Annotated in this window: 18 protein-coding genes; 12 read left to right on the forward strand and 6 right to left on the reverse strand. The window is 63.2% G+C overall.

What is annotated here, in order from left to right; translation table 11 throughout:
- The first annotated feature begins 124 nt into the window (after nt 1-124).
- The 6 genes from AB0362_RS19370 to AB0362_RS19395 all read left to right on the forward strand — a co-directional run bounded on the left by AB0362_RS19370 (nt 125) and on the right by AB0362_RS19395 (nt 3,844).
- Nucleotides 125-748: a DUF4352 domain-containing protein gene (locus AB0362_RS19370; protein WP_317534064.1), complete on the forward strand. Its 624-nt coding sequence runs from the start codon at nt 125-127 to the stop codon at nt 746-748.
- A 78-nt stretch (nt 749-826) separates the two neighbouring features.
- The gene (locus tag AB0362_RS19375; protein WP_317534065.1) at nt 827-1,471 is read left to right on the forward strand and encodes a vWA domain-containing protein; all 645 of its coding nucleotides are present in this window, start codon (nt 827-829) and stop codon (nt 1,469-1,471) included.
- Nucleotides 1,472-1,617: 146 nt separating this feature from the next.
- Nucleotides 1,618-1,926, forward strand: a complete 309-nt coding sequence (locus AB0362_RS19380) for a WXG100 family type VII secretion target (RefSeq protein WP_317534066.1) — start codon at nt 1,618-1,620, stop codon at nt 1,924-1,926.
- Nucleotides 1,919-2,224, forward strand: coding sequence for a WXG100 family type VII secretion target (locus AB0362_RS19385; protein WP_317534067.1), 306 nt, complete (start codon nt 1,919-1,921; stop codon nt 2,222-2,224). Before AB0362_RS19380 ends, AB0362_RS19385 begins: the two co-directional genes overlap by 8 nt.
- A gap of 135 nt (nt 2,225-2,359) precedes the next feature.
- Nucleotides 2,360-3,475: a hypothetical protein gene (locus AB0362_RS19390; RefSeq protein WP_317534068.1), complete on the forward strand. Its 1,116-nt coding sequence runs from the start codon at nt 2,360-2,362 to the stop codon at nt 3,473-3,475.
- Nucleotides 3,476-3,478: 3 nt separating this feature from the next.
- Nucleotides 3,479-3,844 carry a DUF6188 family protein gene (locus tag AB0362_RS19395; RefSeq protein ID WP_317534069.1) on the forward strand — a complete coding sequence of 122 codons (366 nt, stop codon included), beginning with the start codon at nt 3,479-3,481 and terminating at the stop codon, nt 3,842-3,844.
- Nucleotides 3,845-3,930: 86 nt separating this feature from the next.
- On the opposite strand, the gene AB0362_RS19400 is transcribed toward AB0362_RS19395, so the two are convergent.
- Genes AB0362_RS19400 through AB0362_RS19415 form a run of 4 tightly spaced genes read right to left on the reverse strand, consistent with a single transcriptional unit; the run spans nt 3,931 to nt 7,402 of the window.
- Entirely contained in the window at nt 3,931-4,752 is an 822-nt protein-coding gene (locus tag AB0362_RS19400; protein WP_317534070.1) for an ABC transporter permease subunit, read from the reverse strand.
- Nucleotides 4,752-5,576: an ABC transporter permease gene (locus tag AB0362_RS19405; RefSeq protein WP_243595433.1), complete on the reverse strand. Its 825-nt coding sequence runs from the start codon at nt 5,574-5,576 to the stop codon at nt 4,752-4,754. The genes AB0362_RS19400 and AB0362_RS19405 overlap by 1 nt, the downstream gene beginning before the upstream one ends.
- A complete protein-coding gene (locus AB0362_RS19410; RefSeq protein ID WP_317534071.1) occupies nt 5,573-6,382 on the reverse strand; it encodes an ABC transporter ATP-binding protein in 810 nt (269 codons plus the stop codon). Before AB0362_RS19410 ends, AB0362_RS19405 begins: the two co-directional genes overlap by 4 nt.
- A 30-nt stretch (nt 6,383-6,412) precedes the next feature.
- Nucleotides 6,413-7,402: an ABC transporter substrate-binding protein gene (locus tag AB0362_RS19415; RefSeq protein ID WP_317534072.1), complete on the reverse strand. Its 990-nt coding sequence runs from the start codon at nt 7,400-7,402 to the stop codon at nt 6,413-6,415.
- A 351-nt stretch (nt 7,403-7,753) separates the two neighbouring features.
- Between AB0362_RS19415 and AB0362_RS19420 the strand changes: the two genes are divergently transcribed.
- The 6 genes from AB0362_RS19420 to AB0362_RS19445 all read left to right on the forward strand — a co-directional run bounded on the left by AB0362_RS19420 (nt 7,754) and on the right by AB0362_RS19445 (nt 13,782).
- Nucleotides 7,754-8,488, forward strand: a complete 735-nt coding sequence (locus AB0362_RS19420) for a FadR/GntR family transcriptional regulator (protein ID WP_317534073.1) — start codon at nt 7,754-7,756, stop codon at nt 8,486-8,488.
- 131 nt (nt 8,489-8,619) lie between these two features.
- The gene (locus AB0362_RS19425; RefSeq protein WP_032379726.1) at nt 8,620-9,168 is read left to right on the forward strand and encodes a MaoC family dehydratase; all 549 of its coding nucleotides are present in this window, start codon (nt 8,620-8,622) and stop codon (nt 9,166-9,168) included.
- The gene (locus AB0362_RS19430; protein ID WP_317534074.1) at nt 9,165-10,382 is read left to right on the forward strand and encodes a CoA transferase; all 1,218 of its coding nucleotides are present in this window, start codon (nt 9,165-9,167) and stop codon (nt 10,380-10,382) included. The genes AB0362_RS19425 and AB0362_RS19430 overlap by 4 nt, the downstream gene beginning before the upstream one ends.
- On the forward strand, nt 10,379-11,749 hold the full coding sequence (locus AB0362_RS19435; RefSeq protein WP_317534075.1) for an MmgE/PrpD family protein: 1,371 nt from the start codon (nt 10,379-10,381) through the stop codon (nt 11,747-11,749). The genes AB0362_RS19430 and AB0362_RS19435 overlap by 4 nt, the downstream gene beginning before the upstream one ends.
- Before the next feature lie 39 nt (nt 11,750-11,788).
- The gene (locus tag AB0362_RS19440; RefSeq protein ID WP_317534076.1) at nt 11,789-12,952 is read left to right on the forward strand and encodes an acyl-CoA dehydrogenase family protein; all 1,164 of its coding nucleotides are present in this window, start codon (nt 11,789-11,791) and stop codon (nt 12,950-12,952) included.
- Nucleotides 12,949-13,782, forward strand: coding sequence for an aldolase/citrate lyase family protein (locus tag AB0362_RS19445; RefSeq protein WP_317534077.1), 834 nt, complete (start codon nt 12,949-12,951; stop codon nt 13,780-13,782). The genes AB0362_RS19440 and AB0362_RS19445 overlap by 4 nt, the downstream gene beginning before the upstream one ends.
- A gap of 2 nt (nt 13,783-13,784) precedes the next feature.
- On the opposite strand, the gene AB0362_RS19450 is transcribed toward AB0362_RS19445, so the two are convergent.
- Nucleotides 13,785-14,162, reverse strand: a complete 378-nt coding sequence (locus AB0362_RS19450; protein ID WP_149407822.1) for a hypothetical protein — start codon at nt 14,160-14,162, stop codon at nt 13,785-13,787.
- On the reverse strand, nt 14,159-14,980 hold the full coding sequence (locus tag AB0362_RS19455) for a hypothetical protein (RefSeq protein ID WP_317534078.1): 822 nt from the start codon (nt 14,978-14,980) through the stop codon (nt 14,159-14,161). Before AB0362_RS19455 ends, AB0362_RS19450 begins: the two co-directional genes overlap by 4 nt.
- Nucleotides 14,981-15,050 lie beyond the last annotated feature (70 nt).

Genomic DNA, 15,050 nt, shown 5'->3' on the forward strand with positions numbered 1-15,050 from the left:
CGAACGGCCCGCATGGCCCATCGGATGCGACCGAAAGGAGGAGGCATACCGACCGGTCAGCCGAGGCGCGGACAGGGCCGACTGCGGTGTGGTTGATGCATCGCCGAACGAGAGGAATTTCGACATGCCCAACCACAACCCGAACCCCCAGCAGCAGTACGCCCCGCCCGCTCCCGAGCAGAAGAAGAGTTGGTTTGCCCGACACAAGATCCTGACCGTCATCCTGGCTATCGTCGTGCTGGGTGTCCTCATTCGGCTCATCGGTGGTGGCTCGTCGGAGAGCCCGACAGCTCCCGCGCCGGCCGGTTCCCCGTCGTCGGAAGAAGCGGCTCCTGCGGCCCCGGCCGAGCCGACTCAGCCGGGCATCGGCGTCCCAGTGCGCGACGGAAAGTTCGAGTTCGTCGTCACCGCGGTCGCACCACCCGTCGCGACGGTCGGTTCGGAATACCTGACGCAGACCGCACAGGGCGAGTTCGTTCAGGTGACGATGACCGTGCGCAACATCGGCGATCGTGCGCAGAGCTTGGACGCTTCCTCGCAGAAGTTGCTCGACGCCGACGGCAAGCAGTACTCGGTCGACAGCCTCGCGACTGCCTACCTCGACGAGGGCATCGGCTACGAGCAGATCAACCCAGGCAATGCGCTGGATACAACCGTCGTGTTCGACGTCCCCGTGGGAACCGTGCCTGCGGAAATCGAGCTGCACGATTCGGCGTTCTCGGGCGGCACGACGGTCGCGCTGCGGTAGCCGCCACCGATCGCTCTCCGTTCTCTCTCAATCTAATTCATCCGACGCGGCTCAGGCTGCGTCCTACGGAAGGAAACAATGACCAACCCGAAACTCTCTCTTGTTGCTGCTCTGCTCGACCGGTCCGGCTCGATGCATTCCATCGCTGACGACACCCGCGGCGGGTTCGACTCGTTCGTCGCCAAGGAGCGTGAGGCCGCCGGTCGGACCGTGGTCACGCTCGCGCAGTTCGACGACCGGTACGAGCTGGTCTACGACAACGCGCACATCGAGGACGTCGCTCCGCTCGTGCTCGAGCCGCGGGGCAGCACCGCGTTGTACGACGCGATCGGCCGGTTCGTCAGCGAGGTCGGCGCAGGTCTGGCCGCGATGCCGGAGGACGAGCGTCCAGGTTCGGTGACGGTGCTCGTGATGACGGACGGTCACGAGAACGCGAGCCGGGAGTGGACGAAGTCTGCTGTGCGGGAGCTTATTCAGCGGCAGGAAGCCGTCTTCAACTGGGACTTCGTGTTTCTGGGATCGAACATCGATGCCGTCGAGGTGGGTGCCGATCTTGGTTTTCAGCGGGACAAGTCGATGACGTACGTCTCGACGTCCGTTGGTGTGACTGCAGCCTTCGATTCGGTGGCGGACTATCAGCACCGGAAGCGATCGGCTGGTGTCGATGCGTGTTCGGTGTCGGCTTTCACTCCAGCGGACCGGAGACGAGCGCGAGGGGAGTAGGAGCGGTCGGCGACGGACAGGTGCGTGGCCACTCGCTGCAGACTCTCGACTGCCATCCGAGTGGAACCGCGCACGGCGCTGCTGCGTCTAACAGGCAGCGGCTCGATAGGTCAACAGATTCTGGACGTTTGCTGGGGGAGGTTTTGATGGGATCTGAACCGTTGTCGGTGGTGTTGGGGGAATTACGTGGTTTGTGTCGGTCGACTTACCGTGTTGCCGATGAGCTTGCTCGCGCACTCAGTTCGGTACAACCTGATGTCGAACGTGTGGCCGATGGTTGGGTCGGTGCTTCCGGTAGTGCGTTCGATGCTCATTGGGAGGAGCTGTGTAGTCGTGCCCGGGTTGTGACACAGGAGCTCGCATCGATCGCAGTCGATCTCGAGCAAGCAGCTCGGGAGTATGTCGATGCAGATGATGTGATCGAACTGCGCGTATCGGTTCTCGACCTTGACTGAACCCGAAGCTGAGTTCGCCGTCCAGCTGGGCGATCTTGAAATTTTGGTCTTGCGGCTCGACGGGCTGATCGAGTCTGTTGATCGAAACGTGGCTGAGCTGTCCGCGCAGGCAGCGAGTGTGAGGTCGTGTTGGACCGGTGAGTCAGCTGACGCCTACACCGAACGACACCATGCTTGGCATACCGCAGTGAGTGAGTTGACCGACGCAATTTCCGATGTTCAGGCGCGCCTCAGAAACGCGCACCACCAGTATTCGGATGCCGTAGCAACCAACTTGAAAATGCTTGCGCGGGAATGAGCTTCTGTGGCTCCGAATAAAATTCATGTGGATCCCAACACCTACTACGCTGCCGCCAACGTGTGTTTCAGGGTGGCATCGGGCCTGTGCGACGCAGTGCGCTCCGCGGGGAGTGTGTTGGATCGGTGTGGCTCGATGGCAGGCGCCTATCCCGAAGGTGCCACCTGGGCCGGAAGATACGACGAGCATGTCAACGACTTCTATTTCGGTGCGAACGATTTGGTGGAAGCGCTCGAAAACTACGGCGACGTGTTGACCCAGGCGGGCTACAACTACGCCGTCGCGGAGTGGGCAGCCAGCCAGTCAAGTGGCCTGCCGACTATGCCTGAGCTACCGAACTACATCGAAACGGCCGTTCTCACACCAGCGCCGGCGGCAGGGGGAACCGGTGAAGGGCTGCTCGATGACGGTCTCGGGCTGGTCGGGGAGATAGGAATACCGATTCCAGACGGTGACACAGCCAAACTGGAGCTCGCCTTGGGGGCGTGGAACGTCCTCGCTACGGGCAGCGGATCGACTAATCTGCCAGATGATCTCGTTGCCGCGGCAGCGTTGTTCGCCGATACAACTGGCCCCGACGTCGAATTCATCGATGACGACTTGCGTGAGTTGGGCACAGCGGCATCCGACTTGATCGCGGCAGCAGCTGAACTGCGCGACGCGTGCGCCGAATACAAGGCGTCGTTAGTAGAACTGCGTGAGGATCTCGAGTCGATCCTCACTGAGCTTGCTAGAGAACTTGCGGTAACCGTAGCCGTGGCAGTCGCGGCCTCGTTCATCACCTTTGGGGCCGGGGCTATTGCTGGTGCCGGTGCGTCGACCAGAGCCATGATGAAATACGGCAAGATCGTCCGAGAGGCCATCGTCCTCTGGAAATCAGCCAAAGGTCTGCGTACCAGGCTTGAATTCGCTAAGGACCTCAAGCGGCTGCGTGCAACTCTAGGACGTATCAAGGATCTGGGAAGGCGGACGAAGCCTGCTCCGGTGGGACCGCCGCCGCATGTTCCTACCGGGTGGGTACGTTCCCCCGTGAGGAATGGAAAGGGCGAGATGTGGCAGAAGCCGGGATCCTCCGGAAATTCCGATTCAATGCGGATCATGGATCCGACCGCGCGGTACCCGAACGGGTATGTTCGCTGCTACAACGAACACGGTCAGCCCGTCAACCTGGACGGTAAACCGGGGCCCAACCCTGAAACTCATTTTCCCATCGAGCCGGACGGCTCATTTTCAGTCCCGAGAGGGTGGTAGCACGTGGACATTCCTCTGGTAGGTCAAGTGATCGCGTCTCTGGAGTTCGGGTTCTCCCTCGCGCTGCGTACGAATCATGACTACGAACTACGTATCGAATCGACTTTTCGGCTCGATGAGCCTGAGTCCGACGGGTTCCAAGGTGCGCCCGACGCATCGCTCTCCGAAAACACCGCTGTCAGGCGTCTCGAGGGCAGACAGGTCGTACGCGCGCACGCCTCCGACGACGGCGACCTGCGGATCGAGTTTGCCGACCACACAAGTCTGGTAGTTCCTTTCGACCCCGATTTCGAAGCATGGACCGTTGCGGCACCCCAAGGCTTCAAGGCGGTCAGTGTGGCCGGCGGCGGGCTCACAGTCTGGGACTGAAGGGAGCGGGACCGGCAAGGACAGTCTGGAAGCCATAGCCGGCCGGCCTGCCACGCGGATGACGAACCTACCTGGACTTGATCGGATCACCGACCGCCGTACTTTGAGGTGATGCGGGTTTCCAACCACTGCAGGGCGATGGTGGGTGGCAGTGCCATCACGAGAATCAAGACAACCGTGCCCATGATGTTCTCCATCCGCACCAGGCTGACGTTGCGGAGGAGTTCGTAGCCGATGCCACTGGACGACGAGAACATCTCGGCGAGAAGCAGTCCCAGGAACGCCAAACCGAAGGTCATGCGCATACCCGTCGCCAGTGCGGGCAAGACCGCGGGGATGACGATCTGACGTATCAACCTGGGCCAGCTCACCTGCAGTGACGCTGCCATCTTGAGGTGGATTCTCTGGACCGATGCCGTGGCCTCGACGGCGACGAGGAACATCGGGATGAAGGCGGCGTAGAAAGAGAATCCGAACCGGCTCAGTGCGCCGATGCCCAGGAACGACAGGAAGATCGGGTACAGGACGATCTTCGGGATGCTGTTGATCGAGTAAACGATTGGGGCGATGGTTCGGGTCCAGAACGGACTCAGTCCCAGCGTCAGACCCAGCAGGGAACCCACGACCGTGCTGGCCAGAAACGCGAGCACGAGGATGCGCAGCGAGTCGCCGACATTGGCGCGGAAGTCTGCCTTGCCCAGGTCCTCGACGAGCGAAGCCATGGCCTCGGCAGGCGTCGGGAAGATGAGACTGTCGACCAGAACGGCCGCGATCCACCAGATCAAGACTGCGAGGACCGCCACGACCACCGGAGGGAGGAACCGTCGAGCGTTGGTTCGGCCCGCGGACGAGACGGCTTTCGGGGGAGCGGTGGGGGCGGTGGCTACTCTGTCCAAGGTGCTGCTCATCAGCGGCGCCTCCAATCGAATCGGTTGAGCGCGAGCGAGATCAGCGAGGTCGAGAGCAGAGCGATCAGCGCCACGATGAGGATCCCGGCATACATGTCGGCGATGTCGAACCCGTCGTAGGCAATGGAGATGAAGTGTCCGAGCCCCTGCGTCGACAGGATGAACTCACTGGCCAACACGGAGATGACGGCGTACGAGAGCCCCAGCTTGAGTCCGGTCACGATGCTCGGCAACGCATACGGAAGCAGAACCGATCGGAAGTACTGCCACCGTGTGAGCATCAGTGTCTTGCCGAGCTTGGTGACGATCGGCGACACCGCATTGAAGCCGGTACGTGCGTTCAACGCCACCACACCGAAGGCGAAGATGGTGGACAGAATGGCGATCGGAGCCACACCGGCACCGAACAGCACCACCATGATGGGGTAGAGCGCAAACGTCGGGACGGCGTAGTAGACGTTCAGATAAGGCTGAAACGCCCTGTCCCACAATTCGTACCGCCACAGAACGTAGGCGGCGGCGACGCCGAGTACGGAACTGAGCACAAACGCCAGAACGATGATCCCGAGCGTCCGTCCCAGCTCGTCGATCAGGAAGTCAGGATCGGTCAGCAGACTCAGCGACGTCGAGATCATGTCGGTCACCGGAACGATGTCCAGCGGTGAGGCGAAGAACCGTGCGGAGATGTCGATGGCCACCAGTGCCGCGACGAGGATGAGCACGGTCCATCCCCATGCGGGGAGACCGAGTTGTCTGGAGGGGGCCGGCCGGATGTATCCGGGGACCACGGAGGCGCGTGTGCTCTCGCGCGTGGGGGCACTCATGGTTCGATGCTCATCGTCTTCTTGGCCTCGTCCCGCAGCCGCGACCAAATACGTTCGTGCAGAGCGATAGCCTCGGGACTGGCCAGTACGTCTTCGGACCGTGGATGCGGGAGGTCGATGTCCACCTCGTCGATGAATCGACCGGGCCGCGCACTCATCACCAGCACCCGATCGGACAGCAGTACCGCTTCCTGGATGCTGTGGGTGATGAACAGGACTCCACACGTGAGCTTTTCGACGATCTTGAGTAGCTCGTAAGACATGACCAACCGCGTCTGCTCGTCGAGTGCACCGAACGGTTCGTCCGCGAGAATGAGGTCGGGTTCCATGGACAGGCAGCGCGCGATGGCCACACGCTGGCGCATACCGCCGGACAACTGGGTGGGGTAGTGGTCGCCGAACTTGCTCAGCCCCACGGTGTTCAGCAACTCGTCGGCGCGGGACCGACGTTCTTTCTTCCCGACACCCCGGACTTCGAGAGCGAACGCGACGTTGTCGCGGACGGTCCGCCAGGGCAGCGTCGCCGATTCCTGGAAGATCACTGCCGTCTTGGACCGAGGGCCGGTCAGCGGTTGGCCGTCGACGTGCACGGTGCCGCCGTCGTGATCCTGTAGACCGGCGAACACCTCGAGCAGAGTGGACTTGCCGCAGCCACTGGGGCCGACGACTGAGACGAATTCGCCTCGGCCGATGGACAAGTCGATCTCGTGCAGGGCAGTCACATCACCGAAGCGTCGCGACACCGACGATGCGACGGCGATGGCGGAGGTGGTGTCGGGGCGGGGTCGAGTCGCTGCTTGGGTCACGTCGCTACCTTCTGGTGGTGGGAAATGCTGTCAGGAGTCGCAGTCGCCGGGAACATCGTTCTCGACTCCTTCGGCGAGGAACTCCGGGTCGAACAGAGTGCAGAAATTGGGTACGCGATCGCTCCCCGACGCTTCCACGCCGTCCTGGGCGGATTCGACGGACGCTGTATCGAAGCCGCCGCCCCACGTGCCGACCGAGGACGCGCGTTCGACCACTGCGGTGGCCGACTCGACGTCGAATCCCGTGTAGTTCGCGTAGATCTGGGCAGCGGCAACAGGATCGGCCTCGATCGACGCGACCGCCTCGGTGTAGCCGGCGTTGATGGCGCGCACGACCCCGGGGTTGCTCGCGGCGTAGTCCTTCGTCGTGGTGATCGTCGACTGCAGGAACCGTGACATGTAGTCGGGACTACTGACGATCAGCTTGAAGTCCTCGGGTCGCTGTTCGGCGACGATCGAGGGGACGAGGGCGATATCGACGTTGCCGGCTTCGAGAAGTGCGAAGCCCTCGCCGATTCCGCCGGAGGCAACCCGCTCGATCTGGCCGGCGTCGACGCCCGCGAGAGAGGGAATGAGGCGGGTCAGGGCGTCGGACGCCGAGTTGGGCCGGGTGTAGGCCCACCGGCGGACGTCCTCGATGGAATTGATGTTCGGGTTCGAGGCGAGCGCGTAGAAGTTCATCGGGTACGGCCCCTGCGTCCCACCGCCGACGATGCGCAGCTCGGAGCCGGCCGCGTCCGCCTGCACGATCGACGGGTAGCTGACTTCACCGATGGGGATGTTGCCGTCGAGCAGTGTGCGCATGGTCGCGCTGCCGCCCTTGCCCGGAACGATGTTCTCCACGATCACACCGTGCTTCTCGAACAGTCCCTGCTGCTGAGCGACAAGCCAAGGGATGCTGTAGATTTCGGCTGCTGCCGAGACGGTGACGTCGATCGTGACCGGGTTGGCGGGGTCCGCGTCGGGACCGGGATCTGATCCGCAGGCCACCAATGCGGCGGACAGTGTCAGAACTGCCATGATGGACGTGGCTCGGCGTAAATGCATCTGCGTCCTCGCTGGATGATCGGCGTCGCACGGATCGAAGTAGTCCGCGCATTGCCGAGGTCTGGAATGTCGGCTGCCACAACCTCAGGTGTGGTGAGACCTAAGTAACAGCTGCGATCTACCTAAACATAAGATATATAGACCGTCAAGGGGCGTGTATGTGCGTCTCGATGCGCAGATTCGGACAGTTTTGGTCGAAAACATCAGATGTATGACGGTGGCATTGACGCAATGGGCACCATGCATGCGATCGGTGCATGTCGAAAGTTCGGCCACGCTAGGCTCGAGCCGATCGTCAGCCGTCGTCGAGATACAGGGGGAGAAGTGGCCGAATCGGCATCGCTCAAGGGCACAGTCAAGAGCGTCCCCGCATATGCGGTCCTTGCGGGACATCTGCGCACCCGCATCCTGTCCGGCGAACTGCAGCCTGGTGAGCGCCTCCCTGGCGAAGCGGAGCTGACCGCAGAATTCGGCGTCGGGCGTAGCACCATTCGTGAAGCTCTCCGATCCCTGGCCAGCCAGAACCTGATCGAGACGACACGTGGCGTCACCGGGGGAAGCTTCGTCGCCGTCCCCAGCGTCGGGCACATCAGCGAGCATCTGGAAACCGGTGTCGCACTGATGGCTGCCGCGGAGACCGTCACTGTCGACCAGCTGATGGAAGTCCGCAACCTGATGGAGGTGCCGGCCGCCGGCATCGCTGCGTTCCGCCGCACCGACGAGCATCTCGAACAGCTCAACGCGTCGATCTTCGACCCCAACGAAGTGCAGGGGCCCGAAACCTTCGCCAAGAACCAGGAATTTCATCTGGTCTTGCTCCGCGCCGCGCACAACCCTTTGCTCGAGCTCATCACCGCGCCCGTGTTCCGTGTTCTGTCCGGACGATTCGGGCGTGATCACGCACCCGAGGGCTTTTGGCAATGCGTCGACAGTGACCACCGGGGTCTGCGCGACGTGGTGGCCGCCGGTGATTCGATGGCTGCGATGGACCTGATGCGCAAGCACCTCGACCACCTCGGGGACTCCTACCGTCAGATGGATCGCCTCCGCAACCCGTAAACATCTGCTCTTTACCGAGTCGGTCTGCCTGAAGTCCGTCGATTATCGGTTTCGCTGAACCCTTGACGCCGTAAACATCTGATGTTTATGGTCTAGGTAAGGCACTCGCCAAACCGACACGAGGAGACACGGTGGCAATCCATCCGGCCGTTCTGGGGCGCTTCTTCGACGACTACGCCGTGGGGGACGTCTACCAACATCCCTTCGGGCGGACGATCTCGGAGACCGACAACACGTGGATCACGCTGCTGTCGCTCAACACCAACCAGAACCACTTCAATGCGCACCTGGCGTCGCAGAACCCCATCACCGATGGGAAGGTCATCGTCAACTCCGGCTTCACAGTCTCTGTGGTACTGGGACTTTCGGTGATCGACATGAGTCAGAACGCAATCTCGAACCTGGCCTTCACCGACATCAAGATGTCCCATCCGGTGTACGCGGGCGACACCCTGTACGCGGAAAGCATCTGCACCGGACTGCGTAAGTCAGAGTCGCGCCCCTACGCCGGCATCGTCTCGATGATCACCCGCGGCCTCAATCAGGATGGCGTTGAGGTCATTTCGTGGAAGCGGTCGGTCATGGTCGCCACCCGAGACAGTGGCATCGGGCAGAACTACTTCCCCGAAGCGCAGAACGGCCCGCTCGAACTTCCCCAGATTAAGGATTCCGACGCATGAGGCCACTCGAAGACGTCCGCATCATCTCGCTCGAGCAGTACGGAGCGGGCCCGTTCGGCAGCCTGCATCTGGCCGACCTCGGCGCGGATGTCATCAAGATCGAGGACCCCAGTGTCGGCGGCGACGTCGGACGCTACGTCCCGCCCTACAACGAGGGCGAGGACTCGCTGTTCTTCGAGAGCTTCAACCGCAACAAACGCTCTCTCTCGCTGGATCTTTCGACGCCCAGTGGGCGAGCGGTGTTCGAGGACCTCGTCCGCACCAGCGACGCCGTCTACTCCAACCTCCGCGGCGACGTGCCGGAGAAGATCGGCATCACCTACGGCCAGCTCAAGCACCTCAATCCCGCGATCGTATGCTGCAGCCTCACCGGGTTCGGTATGACCGGCCCGCGCTCGAAAGAGCCCGGCTACGACTACATCCTGCAAGGCCTCGCCGGCTGGATGAGCGTCACCGGCGATCCCGACGGTCCGCCTACGAAATCCGGTCTGTCGCTGGTCGATTACTCCGGTGGCTTCGTCGCCGCCATTTCGTTGTTGTCGGGATTGCACGCTGCGCGACGCGACGGCATCGGCGGTGACTGCGACGTCTCGCTGTACGACACGGCGATGTCTCTGCTCACGTATCCCGCGACGTGGCATCTCAACGCAGGCTTCGAGCCGATCCGCACGAAGAACTCCGCTCACCCGTCCCTGGTTCCGTTCCAGGCGTTCGAGGCAACGGACGGCTGGCTCATCGTCGGCTGCGCGAAGGAGAAGTTCTGGGACCGGCTCGTCGTCGCCATCGACCGACCGGACCTCGGTGCCGATCCACGGTTCAGCAACTTCTCGCTGCGCGGCAAGCACCAGGACGTACTGTTGCCGATCCTGGAAGAGGTGTTCGCCACCAACACGGTCGAGCACTGGCTCTCGAAGCTCGGCCCTGCCGGGGTCCCGACCGGCCCGATCAACGACGTCGAGCACGCCCTGACCGAGCCGCACACGATCGCCCGCAATCTGGTGGTCGAGACCGAGCATCCGGTCTACAACACGGTGCGTCAAGTCGCGTCCCCGGTGAACTTCGGTTCTGAGGCCAAGCAGTACCGCCGTGCGCCGCAGCGCAACGAGCACTTCGACGACATCGTGCGCGACCAACTGGGCTACGACGACGAACGCGTCGCGAAACTGAAGGCGGAGGGCGCCTTCGGCACGGCGAAGGACGAGGTGCGGGCGTGACCTCGACGATCTTGGCGCAGTGGGCATCGAGTGTCACCGTCGCCGATCTGTCCGAGGACGTCCGGCACGCGGCCGCGCGTCACCTACTCGATGGCGTCGGCAATACCGTTGCGGCCCAACGCCTCGGCTACGGCCGACCGGGCTGGACGGTGGCCGACACATTGGGTGGGCCACCCGAAGCGCGGCCGCTCACCGGCACCCGAGGCCTGTCCGCGCCGGCCGCCGCCTTCGCGACCGGGGTGATGCTCCACTCTCTGGACTTCGACGACACGCATGCCGGTGCGCTGGTCCACGCGACAGCGGTGTCGTTGCCTGCGGCATTCGCCGTCGGGCAGCAGGTGTCGGCCTCGGGTGCCGATGTGCTGACCGCCGCCGCTCTGGGCCTCGAAACCGCCTGCCGTCTCGGCGAAGTGAGTCCCCATGGGTTCCATGCCCGGGGTGTACACGCAACCGCAGCGGTAGGACCGTTGACAGCCGCACTCGTCACCGGACACCTCTCGAAGTTCGACACCGAGACGATGGTCAACGCTCTGGGTATCGCCGGATCGTCTAGTTCGGGACTGCTCGAGTTCCTCGACACGGACGCGGACACCAAGGCACTGCATCCCGGATCGGCCAGCATGAACGGTGTGCTGGCTGCCCGGCTCGCGGCCGCCGGTGCCACCGGACCGTCCTCGGTTCTCGAAGGTCGACGCGGCATCTACGCGGCGCTGACCGATCGGCCGACGAACTTCGCGGCATTGACAGAAGGACTCGGCATGCGGTGGGAAGCCACCCGAATCGGCATCAAGCCGTACCCCAGTTGCCAGCTGATGCACGTCACGCTCGACGCAGTGTCGAAGGCGCTCGGGGACAGTGCGGTCCAGGCGAGCGACGTGGCCGACATCGAGGTGTTCGTTCACCCCGATTCGAGCCCGTTCGTGTGTGGCCCGAACACCGGGGTTGCGTCACCGCGCAGCACCTACGACGGCAAGTTCGATCTGCCCTGGAGCGTCGCCGCACTACTGCACGACGGAGCGATCACCGTCTCGACCTACACCGACGAATCCATCGCGAGGGAGGATGTTCTCGTCACCGCCCGCAAAGTGCGTGTGACCAACCTCCCGTCGGAGGTTCCCGCGGCGGCCGCGTCGGGCAGGGCGGTTCTCACGCTCACCGACGGACGAGTACTCGACGCCTCCGTCGGCGGCAGCCAAGGCTCGGCCGGGTTCCCGTTGAGCGACGACCGTCTGCTGGAGAAGTTTGTCGCCAACTGCGGCAACGATTCTCGTGCCGCCGAGCTCGCCGACCGCATCCTCGGACTGGTCGACGAACCCGACCTGGCCCCCATTCTCGATCTCGCCGCAGCCATCGCGCCGGCACCCTGACACTTCGATCGACGACACCCCAATCGACAGGACTTCATCATGGACTTCACGTACGACGAACAGCAGATGGCCTTCCGGAAAGCACTGCGCACCTTCGTCGACAAGGAAATCATCCCGGTCGCGAACGAGTGGGAGAAGACGGGCCGGTACCCCACCGAGATCGTCGAACACATGAAGGCCATGGGCCTGTTCGGGATCACGACGCCGGAGGAGTACGGCGGACTCGACCTCGACAAGGTCTCGTTCACCCTGGTGTACGAGGAGCTCGCCCGCGGATGGATGGGCGTTGCCGGAATTCTCGGCAGCCACAACCTCTCGTGCTGGATGATCGGCAAGCACGGCACCGAGGAGCAGAAGAAGACACTGCTGCCCAAGCTCGCGTCCGGTGAATGGCGTACGGGAGTCGGCCTGACCGAGCCCGGTGCCGGAACCGACCTGCAGGGCATCAAGACCACCGCCAATCGCGACGGCGACCACTACGTCGTCAACGGTGCGAAGACATGGATCACCAACGCCCGACACGCGAATGTGCTACCGGTACTGGTCAAGACCGATAGCACGACGACGCCGGCACACAAGGGCATGTCGCTGCTGTTGATCGACACCACGACCGACGGGTTCGAGGTCCAGCGCGACATGGGCAAGCTCGGCTACAAGGGCACCGAGTCGTGTGAGATCACGTTCACCGATGTGCGCGTTCCCGTCGACGCACTGCTCGGTGGTGTCGAGGGCCGTGGTCTGCAGCAGGCGCTGTCGGGGCTCGAGATCGGCCGTCTCAATATCGCCGGACGCAGTGTCGGCATCGCACAGGCTGCGTACGACGCTGCGCTCGAATACGCGAAGCAGCGCACCGCCTTCGGTCAGCCCATCGCCGAGTTCCAGGCGATTCAGCTCAAGATCGCCGACATCGCGACCCAGCTGCAGGCAGCACGGCTGATGACGTACTGGGCTGCATCGCAGGCAGATTCGGGCAAGCGCGTCGACATGGAAGCGGGCATGGCGAAGTACTTCGCCTCCGAGGCCGCCATCACCGCCAGCCTCGAAGCCATGCGTATCCACGGTGGCTACGGCTACTCAACAGAATTCGTCGTCGAGCGCCTCTACCGCGACGCCCCGCTGATGGCCATCGGCGAGGGCACCAACGACATCATGCGTACCGTCATCGCCAAATCCCTCGTCGCGGGTACGGGAGTCATTGGATGAGGTCCGCTCTGACGTACCTCTACGTTCCAGGGGACGTGCCGGAGCGCTTCGACAAAGCACTGGCATCGGGCACTGACGCGGTGGTGTTGGATCTCGAAGACGCCGTCACTGCGGCCAACAAGGATCATGCCCGTGCAACGGTGGCCGAGTGGGTCGCGTCCTGCGATCCGGGTGACGTGCAGATCTGGGTGCGCGTGAACCCAGGGCCGTTGCAGGAGGACGATATTCGTGCGGTGCTGCATCCGAACCTGACCGGTATCTGGCTGCCGAAGGTCTCGTCTGCCGGCGAGATCGAGCAGGCTGGCATCCTTCTGGGTGGCAGCAGCGCGGTGGTCTCGCCCCTCATCGAGACGGCCGCAGGGGTGTTCGCTGCTCTCGAGATCGCCCGTGCGCCTCGGGTCAAGTTTCTTCAGATCGGTGAGGTGGATCTCGCCGCCGATCTGGGCGTCGACGGCTCTGCGGAAGCGCTGTCGTTCGCTCGGGCGCAGGTGGTGGCAGCCAGCGTGGCGGCGGGTATCGATCCACCGCCTGCGGCAGTGTCACGGAACTTCCGAGATGCCGACGCGTTCGAGGCCGATACGCGCACTCTGGCCGGTCTAGGTTTTGTCGGCCGCGCATGTATTCATCCGGCTCAACTCGCGCCGGTGCGAACGGTGTTCGTGCCGTCGGAGACGGAAGTCCGCGAGGCCAAAGAACTGTTGGCCGACTTGGAACGTGCAACCTCGGGCGTGGCCGTCGACAGCAAGGGATTCCTGATCGACGAAGCTGTGGCCCGAACCGCTCGTCGAGTGGTCGCCAGAGCTGCTGCGCGGGAGTCGATCAGCACCTGACGTCAGCCGAAGGCAATGCGAAGCCCGACGCTCGCTGTGGCCCCACCGGCGCTGAGGATGAAGTTGTGCCGACCTTCGTCGCGGAACACCATCTGCATCGGCAGGAACCAGAATCGATTCTCGCCGGTGAAGCCGGCACCGGGGATCTGCAGGCCACGCTGATTCACGATGTGTTCGCCGTGTGCGTCGAGCACTTCGAGAGTCGCGGGAAAGTCCTTACCGATGTCATCGGGTCCCGTCTGCAGCAGTGCGACCAGTCGGCATTCGAGCATGCGGGACTGGCGGGGAACCGTGCAGGTATCCCAGACGCCGCCGAGGATGTCGAGCATGTCGTTTGAGGCTCGCGCATACTCGGCGAAGAACAATCCGGTGATGATCATCGGTTGAGGCCATCCGTTTCGTAGTATCGAAGTGACTTCATGGCGTCCAGGACGGTCGGTCGCAAGGGTGCCGGCACCTCGTATATCCCGTCGCAGATTAGCCACCCGTCGGCGATGAATTGGTCCAGTAGGCCGCGGAGCATCAACGCAATGATGTGTTCGTACAGATCCCCGGAGTGGGCCGAACCGACCTCCGGGAGCCGCTTCCGTGGAGTGCCCGTCATCGCGGCGAGAACTATCTGTCCGGCAACGACATCGGGGGCTTGCGACTGGCGGCGCGGGTCCTCGCTGTGGAAGTACCGGCGGACGACGTGCGAGAGAGCCGTCCGGTGGGCGGCCAGCGAGCCGGGAAGTGAGTGGGCGAACTCGTCGGCCCAGGGGCCGCGTATCGCCGTAGTGGATGTCAACTCGATCAATCCGGCCGCCGTCGCCGCATCCCACAATGTCATCAAGTCGCGGATGTCGCGCATGGATCGTGAATTCCGCGCTCGCGCGTCCAGATCCACCCCGACGGCCTCCGCCAGCTCGCTGACCGACCCGGGCCGGGGAACACCCGTGCCGGTGATCGGTCGTGACGTACCGAGCCAGTCGAGGAGCGAACGAAGCTGCGCTATCGGCTTCGATGCGGTCAGCGCTGCAAATTCGTCCTCGGCGGTCGGTGGTGTGAGCTCGATATCGTGGGGCGTTAGTCCTTCGACCGGGGACTCGACTGTCGGCTCGATGTCGTCGGCGAATTCCGTGTCGGTGGTACGGGATCCCCGGCGACCGAACAGTGGAATCACGCGAGCGAGGTTGCTGTCTGTTCGGTCGGAGGGCACGAGCACAGCATAGGAAAAATGTGGGACCGACGACGGAACGAGCCGAACCGCAGGTCGTCTTCTGGACACG

Source organism: Rhodococcus sp. NPDC079359 (assembly GCF_040702585.1).
Taxonomy (GTDB): domain Bacteria; phylum Actinomycetota; class Actinomycetes; order Mycobacteriales; family Mycobacteriaceae; genus Rhodococcoides.

Bases quoted from the DNA above. Each gene is read 5' to 3' on its own strand.
- AB0362_RS19370 (WP_317534064.1), top strand. From the start codon at position 125: ATGCCCAACCACAACCCGAACCCCCAGCAGCAGTACGCCCCGCCCGCT.
- AB0362_RS19375 (WP_317534065.1), top strand. From the start codon at position 827: ATGACCAACCCGAAACTCTCTCTTGTTGCTGCTCTGCTCGACCGGTCC.
- AB0362_RS19380 (WP_317534066.1), top strand. From the start codon at position 1,618: ATGGGATCTGAACCGTTGTCGGTGGTGTTGGGGGAATTACGTGGTTTG.
- AB0362_RS19390 (WP_317534068.1), top strand. From the start codon at position 2,360: ATGGCAGGCGCCTATCCCGAAGGTGCCACCTGGGCCGGAAGATACGAC.
- AB0362_RS19400 (WP_317534070.1), bottom strand. From the start codon at position 4,752: ATGAGCAGCACCTTGGACAGAGTAGCCACCGCCCCCACCGCTCCCCCG.
- AB0362_RS19405 (WP_243595433.1), bottom strand. From the start codon at position 5,576: ATGAGTGCCCCCACGCGCGAGAGCACACGCGCCTCCGTGGTCCCCGGA.
- AB0362_RS19415 (WP_317534072.1), bottom strand. From the start codon at position 7,402: ATGGCAGTTCTGACACTGTCCGCCGCATTGGTGGCCTGCGGATCAGAT.
- AB0362_RS19430 (WP_317534074.1), top strand. From the start codon at position 9,165: ATGAGGCCACTCGAAGACGTCCGCATCATCTCGCTCGAGCAGTACGGA.
- AB0362_RS19440 (WP_317534076.1), top strand. From the start codon at position 11,789: ATGGACTTCACGTACGACGAACAGCAGATGGCCTTCCGGAAAGCACTG.
- AB0362_RS19445 (WP_317534077.1), top strand. From the start codon at position 12,949: ATGAGGTCCGCTCTGACGTACCTCTACGTTCCAGGGGACGTGCCGGAG.
- AB0362_RS19450 (WP_149407822.1), bottom strand. From the start codon at position 14,162: ATGATCATCACCGGATTGTTCTTCGCCGAGTATGCGCGAGCCTCAAAC.